Annotated in this window: 9 protein-coding genes; 4 read left to right on the top strand and 5 right to left on the bottom strand. The window is 52.7% G+C overall.

All coding sequences use genetic code 11. From position 1 onward, the window contains the following. Positions 1-5: 5 nt before the first annotated feature. From G4551_RS01015 to G4551_RS01005, 3 genes are all read left to right on the top strand, one after another. Positions 6-905, top strand: a complete 900-nt coding sequence (locus tag G4551_RS01015) for a LysR family transcriptional regulator (RefSeq protein WP_003837759.1) — start codon at positions 6-8, stop codon at positions 903-905. 47 nt (positions 906-952) lie between these two features. After that, positions 953-1978 carry an inner membrane protein YhjD gene (gene yhjD / locus G4551_RS01010; protein ID WP_003837756.1) on the top strand — a complete coding sequence of 342 codons (1026 nt, stop codon included), beginning with the start codon at positions 953-955 and terminating at the stop codon, positions 1976-1978. Positions 1979-2328: 350 nt separating this feature from the next. Further along, positions 2329-3651 carry an MFS transporter gene (locus tag G4551_RS01005; RefSeq protein ID WP_003023312.1) on the top strand — a complete coding sequence of 441 codons (1323 nt, stop codon included), beginning with the start codon at positions 2329-2331 and terminating at the stop codon, positions 3649-3651. A gap of 93 nt (positions 3652-3744) precedes the next feature. Here G4551_RS01005 and G4551_RS01000 read toward each other — a convergent pair whose 3' ends face one another. Beyond that, complete coding sequence (locus tag G4551_RS01000) at positions 3745-5805, bottom strand: AsmA family protein (RefSeq protein ID WP_003837754.1); 2061 nt, start codon at positions 5803-5805, stop codon at positions 3745-3747. 78 nt (positions 5806-5883) lie between these two features. Further along, on the bottom strand, positions 5884-6651 hold the full coding sequence (pdeH, locus tag G4551_RS00995; protein ID WP_003837752.1) for a cyclic-guanylate-specific phosphodiesterase: 768 nt from the start codon (positions 6649-6651) through the stop codon (positions 5884-5886). 230 nt (positions 6652-6881) lie between these two features. On the opposite strand from pdeH, the gene kdgK reads away from it, so the two are divergent. Further along, complete coding sequence (gene kdgK / locus G4551_RS00990) at positions 6882-7811, top strand: 2-dehydro-3-deoxygluconokinase (protein WP_003837750.1); 930 nt, start codon at positions 6882-6884, stop codon at positions 7809-7811. A gap of 100 nt (positions 7812-7911) precedes the next feature. Here the strand turns inward: kdgK and G4551_RS00985 are convergent, their stop codons facing one another. The 3 genes from G4551_RS00985 to hmsP all read right to left on the bottom strand — a co-directional run bounded on the left by G4551_RS00985 (position 7912) and on the right by hmsP (position 13077). After that, positions 7912-9405, bottom strand: coding sequence for a M16 family metallopeptidase (locus tag G4551_RS00985; protein ID WP_003837748.1), 1494 nt, complete (start codon positions 9403-9405; stop codon positions 7912-7914). A 221-nt stretch (positions 9406-9626) separates the two neighbouring features. Then, the gene (gene dctA, locus G4551_RS00980) at positions 9627-10913 is read right to left on the bottom strand and encodes a C4-dicarboxylate transporter DctC (protein ID WP_003837746.1); all 1287 of its coding nucleotides are present in this window, start codon (positions 10911-10913) and stop codon (positions 9627-9629) included. A 157-nt stretch (positions 10914-11070) separates the two neighbouring features. Further along, positions 11071-13077 carry a biofilm formation regulator HmsP gene (gene hmsP, locus G4551_RS00975; RefSeq protein ID WP_003837744.1) on the bottom strand — a complete coding sequence of 669 codons (2007 nt, stop codon included), beginning with the start codon at positions 13075-13077 and terminating at the stop codon, positions 11071-11073. Between the last annotated feature and the right edge of the window lie 99 nt (positions 13078-13176).

The raw sequence follows: 13176 nt of genomic DNA, 5'->3' as shown, positions 1-13176 counted from the left end.
TAAGAATGGATAAAATTCACGCAATGCAGTTGTTCATCCGCGTCGCAGAACTGGAGAGCTTTTCGCGTGCGGCAGACACACTTGGTCTTCCTAAAGGTAGCGTATCTCGCCAAATCCAGGCCCTGGAAAATCATCTGGGCACGCAGTTGTTGCACCGCACTACCCGCCGCGTTCAGCTCACACAAGACGGTATGATCTATTACGAACGCGCAAAAGATTTGTTGAGCAATCTGGATGAGCTGGATGGACTATTTCATCACGATCCGTCCAGCATCAGCGGCAAGCTGCGCGTCGATATGCCGGTTGGCGTGGCGAGAAATCTGGTGATGCCCCGCTTACCCACTTTCTTGCATCAGTATCCCGGCCTTGAGCTCGAACTCAGCAGCAGCGACCGCCTGGTGGATTTGGTCCGCGAAGGTTTCGACTGTGTGGTACGCGTAGGCACGCTGAAAGATTCAGGGCTGATTGCGCGCCCACTGGGGAAACTCACGCAGATTAACTGCGCCAGCCCGCAGTACCTCGCCCGCTTTGGTTATCCGGAAAGCCTGGAGGATTTAGCTTCACATGCAGTGGTGCACTACTCGGTCAATTTGGGAACGCGTGCGCAAGGTTTCGAAGTGGCGACAGAAAACGGCACGCAATGGGTTAAAACCGGCGGCATGCTAACGGTAAACAGTACCGAAACCTATCACGCGGCATGCCTTGCCGGTCTGGGCATTATTCAGGTACCGCGCGTTGGCGTGCGTGATGCCCTGCGCGCCGGTACGCTGGTCGAAGTTTTGCCGCAATATCGCGCCGAGCCAATGCCGGTCTCTCTGCTTTATCCGCATCGACGCAACCTCTCTCGCCGGGTACATCTGTTTATGGAATGGCTGACTGGCGTGATGAAAGACTATGTGGACTGACAAGCTATACTGTCCTGAGAATGAACAGAACAAGGATTATTGCCCTGATGACGCAGGAAAAAGAGATTAAACGCCCCATTCAGGAACTTGAGCACGCCCCCATCCTAAAAATTGAGCCCCTGGAGCAGGAAAATACAGAAACCAATGGTAAGACCAACCAGGCGCTGAAAACGGCTCTGACCTTCGCCGATAAAATTCAACGTCAGCCCATCATCGCCCATCTTATCCGTGCCGCAGAGCGGTTTAACGATCGTATGGGAAATCAGTTTGGCGCAGCCATTACCTACTTCTCGTTTCTGTCGATGATCCCTATTCTGATGGTGTCGTTTGCCGCCGCGGGTTTTATTCTCGCTTCGCACCCTACACTATTGCAGGATATCTTCAGCAAGATTTTGTTGAACGTCAGCGATCCGACGCTCGCCTCTACGCTGAAAAACACCATTAATACTGCCGTACAGCAACGTACCACTGTAGGTCTGGTAGGGCTTGGCATCGCGCTCTATTCCGGCATTAACTGGATGGGAAACCTGCGCGAAGCAATTCGTGCCCAGTCGCGGGATGTCTGGGAGCGTACCCCACAGGATCAGGAAAAAATTTGGGTCAAATATCTGCGTGATTTTATCTCATTGATTGGCTTACTGATTGCGCTGATTGTTACCCTGTCCATTACCTCCATTGCCGGCTCCGCCCAGCAGATGATTATCTCTGCGTTGTATCTCGACGGTATCGAATGGCTGAAGCCCGCCTGGCGGCTGATCGGTCTGACCATCTCCATTTTCGCCAACTACTTACTGTTCTTCTGGATTTTCTGGCGGCTACCGCGTCACCGACCGCGTAAAAAGGCGCTGATTCGCGGGACATTTATCGCGGCTCTGGGGTTTGAAGTCATCAAAATGATCATGACATATACCCTGCCGTCACTGGTGCAATCGCCGTCAGGCGCGGCGTTTGGTTCCGTGCTTGGATTGATGGCGTTCTTCTACTTCTTCGCTCGTCTGACTCTGTTTTGTGCAGCCTGGATTGCCACGGCGGAATACAAAGACGACCCGCGTATGCCGGGGAAAACGCAGTAGCCACCGCCGGATAAGTTGTGAATTACCGGATGGCGACGCACGCGTCTTATCCGGCCTACGGGTGAGTTTTGTAGACCGGATAAGCGCAGCGCCATCCGGCAATTATAATGCCGCCCGATCTCACCGATTTAGTGAATAAATCCAACCCGTAACTTTTATTTAACCAAAAACCAGTTTTATCATCTAAGTTTTAAATTATGTGAAGCATTTCATGGAAGTGAAATCTCAAGCCTAAAAATTATCCCCTTTTTGCTCCATTTTTGACCACCCTCAAAGTTTGTTACAGATTGAAATGTCTCTTTTGCTGTGCGTAATATGACCTTTCGTTCGGCCAAAAATAAGAAAATATTATGCAAGCAACAGCCACAACGCTCGACAACGAACAGGAACACACCCCGGTCAACTCGCGCAATAAAGTCGTCGTCGCCTCGCTCATTGGCACCGCCATTGAGTTCTTCGACTTCTATATTTACGCCACCGCCGCGGTGATCGTGTTCCCGCATATCTTCTTCCCGCAGGGGGATCCGACTGCCGCGACGCTACAGTCCCTGGCGACTTTTGCTATCGCCTTTGTGGCACGACCGATCGGTTCTGCGGTATTCGGGCATTTCGGCGATCGCGTCGGCCGTAAAGTCACGCTGGTTGCTTCGTTACTCACCATGGGGATTTCGACGGTCGTCATTGGTCTGCTCCCGGGCTATGAAACGATCGGCATTTTCGCCCCACTGCTGCTGGCGCTGGCGCGTTTTGGCCAGGGGTTAGGTCTGGGCGGTGAATGGGGCGGTGCTGCGCTGCTGGCAACGGAAAACGCACCACCGCGCAAACGCGCGCTGTACGGATCATTTCCGCAGTTGGGCGCGCCTATTGGCTTCTTCTTCGCCAATGGTACCTTTCTGCTGCTCTCCTGGCTGCTGACCGACGAGCAGTTCATGAGCTGGGGTTGGCGCGTACCGTTCATCTTCTCTGCGGTACTGGTGATTATCGGTCTGTACGTTCGCGTTTCGCTGCATGAATCCCCGGTCTTCGCCAAAGTAGCCGCGGCGAAAAAGCAGGTGAAAATCCCGCTGGGTACTCTGCTGACCAAACATGTTCGCGTGACGATCCTCGGCACGTTCATCATGCTGGCGACCTATACGCTGTTCTATATCATGACCGTCTATTCGATGACGTTCAGCACCGCTGCCGCGCCTGTAGGACTTGGCCTGCCGCGTAATGAAGTGTTGTGGATGCTGATGATGGCGGTGATTGGCTTTGGCGTCATGGTGCCGGTGGCGGGCCTGCTGGCCGACGCATTTGGTCGTCGCAAGAGCATGCTCATTATCACCACGCTTATCATTCTGTTTGCGCTGTTTGCCTTTAAACCACTGCTCGGCTCTGGCAATCCGGTGCTGGTTTTCGCCTTCCTGTTGCTGGGCTTAAGCCTGATGGGGCTGACATTTGGTCCGATGGGCGCGCTGCTGCCGGAGCTGTTCCCGACTGAAGTGCGCTATACGGGAGCGTCGTTCTCGTACAACGTTTCGTCGATTCTTGGTGCTTCCGTTGCCCCATACATCGCTGCATGGTTGCAGGCGAATTATGGTCTGGCGGCAGTCGGTACGTATCTGGCATCAATGGCGGCGTTAACGTTAATTGCGCTGCTGTTAACCCATGAGACACGGCATCAATCGCTGTAATTTGATTGCCTGATGGCGCTATGCTTATCAGGCCTACAAACTGCAATCCCCCGTAGGCCGGATAAGGTGTTTACACCTCATCCGGCGCTCTCATCACTTCTTCATCTGCGACAGGATTGTCCGGCACTGATTAGCATCCCCTTCAGAAGGTGAAATCAGCGCCAGCAGGGCTGCCGCTGGCGTCACCAGCGTTGCCAGCGCAGCAGCAACCGCACCGCGCGCAATCAGCGGCCCGGCCTTCACGCCTGCCTGCGGATTCTTAAAGGTGCCGCGAACATACAACGGCGAACGCAGAGTAATAATACGAATCCCTTTGCTCTCCGGATCGATGGTTAAATCCAGTTGCTCCGACGCAAAACTTGCCGTACCGGTGACATTAATGACTGCGTTTTCTGTATCAAAAGCAAAAATCTGCGGACGCGCCACGCCGTTAACAATATCCAGATTCGCCGCCGCGCAGTTCACCCGCACTTCGTCATCGCCAAATATCTGCCCGACAAGATAGTTCCCCAGATTCAAGCCCACAATTTCCATCAGATTCCGGCTGATCAAACCGTCATTCATCAGCAGTTTCAGGTTGCCATTGCTGTTACCCAACAGCGCCGCCACCGAGTTTCCGCTCCCACTAAACCTGGCGTCACCGTTCATTTCACCAAGCGTTTTTTGCATCAGTTCCACATCCGGCATCAGCGCTTTAAGCTTCAGGCGGCGAGCCTGGATATCCGCCTGCCCCCGCATCGGCTTTTTATCCCCTTCCAGATGGATGCTGGAAACAATGCTGCCTCCCGCAAGACCAAATTTCAGCGGTTGCAGACGCAGGTCGGCATTTTTCAGGATGATATGAGTGGAGAGATCGCTGATCGGCAGACTACTGCCATGCTCAATACGCCGTCCTTTGAAACGCACGTCAGCGTCCATTACGTTCCATTTGTCTGTTTCAAAACGGTCATACGGCAACACCTTGTCCGCAGGCTGAACGCTCTTCTCACCTTTGCGCTGTTCAGATTGTTTTGCCCGTTCCGCCCCTTTGCCTGAATCCACCCCGATCAGCGGCCCCAAATCGGCCAGCCTCAGCTGGCGTGATTCCACATCGCCCTTCAGCATGGGTCGCGGCTTGCCGGTGGTGTAGGCCAGCGTTCCGTGAATATCGCTGTCGCCAATGCGGCCATTGAAATCGCGATAATCAAAAACAGAGGATTTTTCCGGGTCAATTTTCGCTACCAGACGTCCGTCGGTTTCAAACGGCGGCGTATCCGGGAGCAGCACGCCGGTCAAATCGTATAAATCCCCTAGCGAATCTCCCGAGAATTTAAGTCGCAGATCCGCCCCGCCCATGTTCATCGGATCGTTTATCGTGCCGATAAACGCTACGCGCGTATTGCCCGAACGGAAATCAGCCTGAATCGGGAAAGGCGTATCTTCACCACGCAGCGCCAGCATTCCGCCAATTTTTCCGCTACCGCTTAGCGGTTCGCCGTTATATCGCCCTTGCACTTTCAGACCAAACACGTAGTCCTCGACGCGGGCGTTGCTCTCTTTACCTTTTGCGCCGGTCACTTCGCTAAAGGGCAACGGTTTGCCAAGCGGATCGACCAGGATCTCAATCTCCGACTTCGTCACCTTATCGTTAATGGCGATGCGTCCCTGGTCAAACAGAATGTTATCCAGCCGGAACGACCACGCGGATGGCGGCGCATTAGGATCGCGGTTTTCGTCCCCAGCTAAGTTAAAGGTCCAGTTATTGTTTTTCTCCGACAGACGGATCAGCCGCGCATCGGGTTTGACCAGCTTGACCCACGGGAGCCAGACGGTTTTTGTCAGCAGTGCCAGTGGTGCGAGCGTAGCTTCAACACGCGGGAGATGCACCATGGTAACGTCAGGAATGTCTGGCGGGTTGCCGAGGATGATATCTTCAGCATGAACATGCGGCCACGGAACCCAGCTACGCCAGCCGGTTTCCTGCTTCTGGCGTTCCCAAACCACGCCCAGGTCACCCCGTATAGCAAAGGGCCGGTTGAGTTCTGTAGAGACTTTCTGGTTGATGGTCGGTTTGAGCCGGTTCCAGTCAAATGTCGCAATCACAATGATGAGTACGACGATCAACAACAAGAAAACCCCTATTACTGAAGTGGTTATTTTACCTGTTTTCGTCATGTCTAACCTCTCTACTTCCTTCCTTGCCTGTCCTAAAGATAGTCCAGCAGGATGAAAAGGAGGTGTGCTACGTCCTCATCAAAGCGACAGGATCACCTCTTCAAGCGTGTCCAGAGGCACTGGACGAGAGAGAAAATAGCCTTGTGCGGCAAAAGCCGGTGAGTTTTGCACATCGCGCCACTCTTCCAGCGTTTCAACGCCTTCGACAATCACACCGCGGCAATAGCGGTTCATCAGCTGTAATAGTAGTGTGAAGAGATTACGTCCCTCCGGCGTCTTACGCAGCATGACGAACAGGTCTCGCGCCACTTTGATATAGTCATAACTCACTTCACTAAGCGCCGAGAAGTTCGCCATTCCGGTACCAAAATCATCCAGCCAGAGCGGGCCAAACTCGCACATTGAGGCGAAGGACGACCCCTTCGGTAAGCGGATATGTTCCACTAGCTCAAAACGCAGCCACGGCAGGCCTTCAATGATTTTCAGGATTTCGGGATCCTGGCGCATCGCTATGAGCGTTGGTCCGTCGACGTTCACGGAAGCCAGCAGGTTGTTGGCTCTGAAAAAGTCCCCTTTCAGCTCAAGTTGAAGAAGTTGCTCTATCACCACATCAACACGATGTCGGACGGTTACTTCGGCAAAATAGCGGTCTGGCGCAATACGTTGGGATGGATTATCAGGATGGCTCACGACAGTCAGCAGTTCAACGGCCATCAGTCGTCCGTTGGTCTGGTAAATTGGCTGGTAGGTGTAAGCACGCTCGCACTGCAGCCAATAGCGTCTCTCCTGCAAGTTTTCAATACTCGCATCGAGCGTAATGAGCTGCTGGGTAACCTGCTTTATCATCTGAGATGTCCTGTAAATAAGAGTGTGACTGACCGGACTCGTCAAAGGTTATCGGCGCTCAGACGCAGAACTTTACGTTCAGCTGTGCGCAAAAATAAAAACTAAGCGGCAAAAACAACGCAGAACACGTGCTGGCTCAAAAAAATAATGGAACGTTGTTTTAATATAGTTGACCACTTAACACCCACAGCGCACACTAACGCTAATTTTTTTCAGAGCAGGTTACGACTATGTCCAGAAAGATTGCCGTGATTGGCGAATGCATGATTGAGCTGTCACAGAAAGGCGCTGACGTTCAGCGCGGATTCGGTGGCGACACGTTGAATACATCCGTTTATATCGCCCGTCAGGTCGATGCTACGGCACTTTCCGTACACTATGTGACTGCACTGGGTACCGACAGTTTTAGCCAACAAATGCTGGAGTCCTGGCAGGGTGAAAACGTGGATACCTCATTAACCCAGCGCATGGAAAACCGCCTGCCGGGTCTCTACTACATTGAGACCGACAGCACTGGCGAGCGCACCTTCTATTACTGGCGTAATGAAGCCGCCGCAAAATTCTGGCTGGAGAGCGAGCAGTCTGCCGCGATTTGCGAAGAGCTGGCGACATTTGATTACTTGTATCTGAGCGGAATCAGCCTGGCGATTTTAAGCCCGGCAAGTCGTGACAAGCTGCTGTCGTTGCTGCGTGAATGCCGTGCCAACGGTGGAAAGGTCATTTTTGATAATAACTACCGCCCACGTCTGTGGAGCAGCAAAGAAGAAACCCAGCAGGTGTATCAGCAGATGCTGGAATGCACCAATATCGCATTCCTGACGCTGGACGATGAAGACGCGCTGTGGGGTGAAAAACCCGTTGCTGAGGTGATTGCCCGTACTCACGCAGCTGGTGTACAGGAAGTGGTTGTGAAGCGTGGCGCAGACTCTTGCCTGGTTTCCATCGCGGGCGAAGCGCTCATCGACGTTTCGGCCGTTAAATTGCCGAAAGAGAAGGTGATCGATACCACTGCGGCCGGAGACTCCTTCAGCGCCGGATATCTGGCGGTACGTCTGACCGGTGGCGATGCTGCTGAGGCCGCAAAACGCGGCCACCTGACGGCAAGCACCGTGATTCAGCACCGCGGGGCGATTATCCCACGCGACGCTATGCCGCAATAACGTCGATTATCCGGTCTGCATACCGTAGGCCGGGCAAGCGAAGCGCCCCCGGCATCTCCAATGCCGGATGGCGGCGTAATCGTCTTATCCGGCCTACAGGTTATTGTACCGGCGGGATATCCGTCACTTCATGGTGTGATTCATCCGTTTCAACAGATGTTGCCGCTGCGGTAACGGGCGCCATAATGCTATCCCACGTCGCCTGCAGATCCTTCATATTGAATTCAGGTTCACCCTTCGGCTGCAGCAGAATTAACGCCATATCTTGCGACAGCTGCTGTCGCAGGTCCTGATTCAACATCTCAACGCTCAGGCTGTTGAGGAAGCTCTGGCGTAAACGCTGATACTGTTCAGGCGCAATATCCACCACCTGATTTTGCAGCGAGCGCAAACGCTGGCTGATCAAAATATCGGTATCGGTACGACCATAGGTGGCAAACAGCTTCTGCAGTTCCAGATTCTTTTGCGCGACCAGCGCATTGAACTCTTCTTCCGGAAGTCCCTTATCACGCACTTTCGCCAGCTCACGCGCAACCGTACCCAGATTGGCGTTCAGCTTATCGTTTGGCGACTCAACGTTAATCGCACACTGCGCGCGCAGGAACAGCACCCGGCAGTCAAATCCGAGGCCAATGTCTTTGGCATTGTTTTTGGTTAGCTCTTGCTGAATGTGCCAGAACAGCGCCTCACGAGCTAAATCAGCGCGCCAATAACGTAACAACGCGGCAGATTCACGGATCGGTTGCCACGGCGTATCCCACATAATAGACAGGCGATCCTGGCGTACCGCATCGGTCATAATGCTTACGGCTTCTGCTCGCAGCGGAGAGAGCGTAGGTACCGGTGCAGGCGTTTCGCGTTTTCCTTTTAACTCGCCAAAGGTTTTATTGATTTGCTCAGCTACGCTGCGTGCATCAACGTTACCGACGATGATCAGCGTCATCGCGTCCGGGGTATACCATTTCTGGTAGAAAGACTGAATTTTCGCCGCATCTACAGGCGTTTTCAGCGGATCGGCGGGATCGTGTCCCAGCAGAGTCGATCCCTTCAGACGGTAACGCCACCACCCTTCTTTGGTATCTGACGGCCAGGTTGCAACCATATCTTCGCTGCTCAGCGCATGATTGACCGTTTCAGAGGTGATGCTCAGATTGCCGGAGATATTCGCCAGGTAAGAAAGTGACTCTTTCAGTAGATCGTTACGGCTGTTTGGCAGACTAAGGTTATACAACGTGGAATCATAGGAAACGATAACCGGCGGCATGGGACGTTTGGGATCGAACCCCTGCTGCCACAATGAACGGGCTTGCGTGGCATCGAGGCCACCGCTTTGCGTCAGCGCGATACGTGGGATCGCATGGCTGAAACCACTCTGTTGCGTACTTTCGGTGAGTGAACCGGTATTAACCAGCAGGCGGACCTCAATACGGTCGCTGGGGCGCTGGGGAGTGGCTAACACTTGCCACTGTAGACCATTTGCCAGCGTGCCCTGTTGCCACGCCGGGTCAGGCTGGAGCGCATCTGCCTGCACATAGCCGGCAGTGGCCATCATCAGCAAGCCGCCCGCTAAAAGTCGAATTTTTGTGCCCTGCATGTGAACCCCTGATCAACTATCCTGGAAATAAAAAGACAGCCCTCGAAAGGACTCTCTGAATATGACGTTAAAAACACTTCGTGTTAGACCGCGAGAACATAAAAATGTCACGGAAGAAGTGAAAAAATCCCGAGCCGCCGAATCGACGGTTTCAGGCACAGGGGGTAATTATGCGCAAACGCCCGCAGTCCTGGAAGGGACTACGGGCATAAGTGACGAGATTAAGAGGATAAATCGTGCGTTTTGCCATCCGGCGCACGATTATTCAGCACATCGTCCAACTTTTTATGGTCCAGTTCTTTGACCCATTTAGCGACGACGACAGTTGCCACACCGTTGCCGACCAGGTTAGTCAGCGCACGTGCTTCAGACATAAAGCGGTCAATACCAAGAATCAGAGCCAGACCCGCAACCGGCAAATGGCCCACAGCAGAGATCGTCGCGGCCAGAACAATGAAGCCACTGCCGGTCACACCCGCTGCACCTTTTGAGGAGAGCAGGAGCACCACCAACAGGGTTATCTGATGGAAGATATCCATATGGCTGTTGGTTGCCTGAGCGATAAACACCGCCGCCATCGTCAGATAGATTGATGTCCCATCAAGGTTAAACGAGTAGCCCGTGGGTATAACCAACCCGACAACCGACTTCCGGCAGCCCAGTTTTTCCATCTTATCGAGCATACGCGGCAGCGCGGATTCAGAAGAAGACGTACCCAGTACGATCAGCAGTTCTTCACGGATATAGCGGATGAATTTGAAAATGCTGAAGCCGGTTGCGCGAGCAATGGAGCCCAGAACCACAACCACAAACAGAATACAGGTGATGTAGAAGCAGATTATCAGCTGACCCAGTTGCACCAGCGTTCCGACGCCATATTTACCGATGGTAAAGGCCATGGCACCGAAAGCACCGATCGGCGCCAGACGCATGATCATATTGATGATGCCGAAAATAACCTGCGAGAAGCTTTCAATCACGTTGAAAATCATCTGGCCTTTGCTGCCCAGACGGTGCAGCGCAAAACCAAACATTACCGCAAACAGTAATACCTGCAGGATGTTACCGCTGGCGAACGCGCCAATCACGCTACCCGGGATAATATCCATCAGGAAGCCTACGATCCCCTGGTCTTTTGCCTGTTCAGCGTAAATGGCAACCGCTTTAGCGTCCAGCGTCGCCGGATCGACGTTCATTCCGGCACCGGGTTGCACCACGTTGACGATGATAAGGCCGATGATCAGCGCAATCGTACTGACAATTTCAAAATAGAGCAGTGCAACCGCACCGGTGCGGCCTACTGCTTTCATACTTTCCATGCCTGCAATGCCGGTCACGACAGTACAGAAGATGACAGGTGCGATGACCATCTTGATGAGCTTAACGAAAGCATCACCAAGCGGCTTCATTTGGGCGCCTAATTCAGGGTAGTAATGGCCAAGGAGAATACCAATGGCAATTGCTGTCAGGACCTGAAAGTAAAGGCTTTTGAATATAGAGGTCTTCATAGGGTGTCCTTAAAGTAAAAACCACAGGTCTTGTAAGGTTTTGTTTAACCTGCGGCCTTAAAGTAACACCCACTCAACATGACAGAAATGCACCTGGATCATAATTGATACAAAAATGTTAAAAATTTTGAGCTGGCTCGCACAAGCGAGACCTTTTTTAACTTTTGTAATCAGCGTTTTCCGGTGCCAGATAACGTTCTTCAAAGATCTTTGCCGGAACGGGTCGAGCAAACAGGAATCCTTGCGCCACTTCCACCCCGGCTTTTGATAACCATTCGCGTTGCGCTTCGGTTTCAACGCCTTCGGCGATCATCTGCAAGTTGAGGCTATGTGCCAGCTGAATGATGGCGGAGATCATGCTGCAATCTTCGGGCACGCCATCGACAAACATCTTATCGATTTTGAGTACATCCACCGGCAGCGACTTCATATGCTGTAGCTGTCGCAGACCCGCATACCCCATGCCAAAGTCGTCCAGGGCGATGCGCACGCCCGCGTTGCGCAGCGGTCGCAAAATGGCCACTGCGGCGTGGGGATCGTCAATATGCCGGCTTTCAGTCACTTCCAGAATCAATGTGCCTGGCTTAATGCGATAGCGCGTTAACAACTCCAGCAGATCAGACACCATACTTGGGTGCATCAACTGGAGAGCGGATAAATTCACCGAGAGCGGCAGCATGAGACCGCGTTCTTGCCAGGCTGACAGCTGGCGGCATGTTTCTTCCAGCACCCAATAACCGACGGTCACCATCAGACCACAAGACTCAATTCTGTCGATTAACCCTTCCGGCAGCTCCCAGCTACCGTCCGGCTGCTGCATCCGCAACAATGCTTCTGCGCTCAATACCTTGCCGCTGGACATCTCAACCTGGGGCTGCATCCAGAGCGCAAATTGCTGGTTATCCATGGCGGTTAAAATATCGTTCTCTTGGGTTAAACGCTGCTGCGCCTCTTCCATCTGCAACGGATCAAAGAACTGAATTTGGTTTTTACCTTTATGACGCGACGTTAACACGGCTGACAGGGCGCGGCGGTAGAGCTGCTCTGCGGTTAAATCACCATAAAACATCGCCACCCCAATGTTGCAGGTAGGACGTAGTTGAATACCCTGAATCGGTAACCGCTCATTAACGATAGTGAGTACTTGCTGACCTAGCGTAATAGCGTGCCAGGGTTCTTTTACACCATGGGCGATAATGGCAAAGTCATAGCCACTCACCTGGGTAAGCACCATCCTGGGAGACAATACAGACTTCAGTTTTTCGACCAGCGTAAGTAACAGGATTTCTCGCTGGGTTTCGGTTAACACACCCGCGGTGTCACGTAGGGTTTCGCAGGTGACAATCATCAGCGCCGTCGTCTGTTGGCGGGTAACCACCTGCTCCAGCAGCCCCATTAAAAACGACTTGTTGGGCAGTTCGGAAACCGGGAAACGCATTGCTAAGTCGCTTTGATCTTCGCTATGTCGCTGAATCAACTGCTGATTAAGATTGTAGCTACGCACCAGCATACCAATCTCATCATCCTGATGTAGACGCGGCAATGCCAGTTGATAACCAATCAGGTCCTGCTGTTGAATGTCGTTCAGCTCACGGGCAATTTTACGTAAGGGGTGCACAATCAAGCGGTTAATGCACCAGGAGATAGCGACGGTCAGTATTAGCGACAAAAGTAAGTAAATGGTCACTAACGTCGAGAGCGTACTCATCACGAATTTGTACATGCGGTACGAATCCGCCTGTAGCACCAGATACGCCAGCGGTTGTGGGTTAGCGGAACGTTCAAGAGAATAGATAGGCAGCGAAATTTGTACCGGAAGCTCAAACAGGCGAGTCACCGTAACCGGAACCGGACGTTCAGGTATAAAGCTCATCCGCAGCGCCTGAAACTGATTAGGCAGCACCACATCGGCGCGACTTACCACGCCTGCTGGCCGAATACTTCTTAAAATAGCTTCCGCTTCGGGAATATCCCCTTTCAGGATAGTGTTCGACAGAGGTTCACGAACGGAGCGAGCGATACTTTCCAGTTGCGTAGCCGTGTTATAGCGGTTTTGCTGGACCAGATGGAACAACAAAACGGTGCAAAAAATAAAAACGAACACCATAACAACGGCCGCAACCATTGCCATCTGCTTAATTGTTAACGAGCGACTGACACGCAAACTGACTCTCCACGGATAGACGAAACTGCCGTCAGAGTATACCCGATCGTAGCGGTATTAAGAGAGGCGGTATCTGAAAACTTCCCAGCGTGCATTATC

Source organism: Citrobacter freundii ATCC 8090 = MTCC 1658 = NBRC 12681, assembly GCF_011064845.1.
Taxonomy (GTDB): Bacteria; Pseudomonadota; Gammaproteobacteria; order Enterobacterales; family Enterobacteriaceae; genus Citrobacter; species Citrobacter freundii.
The sequence above is the reverse complement of the archived record's forward strand: the minus strand, read 5'-3'. Positions and strand labels throughout refer to the sequence as shown.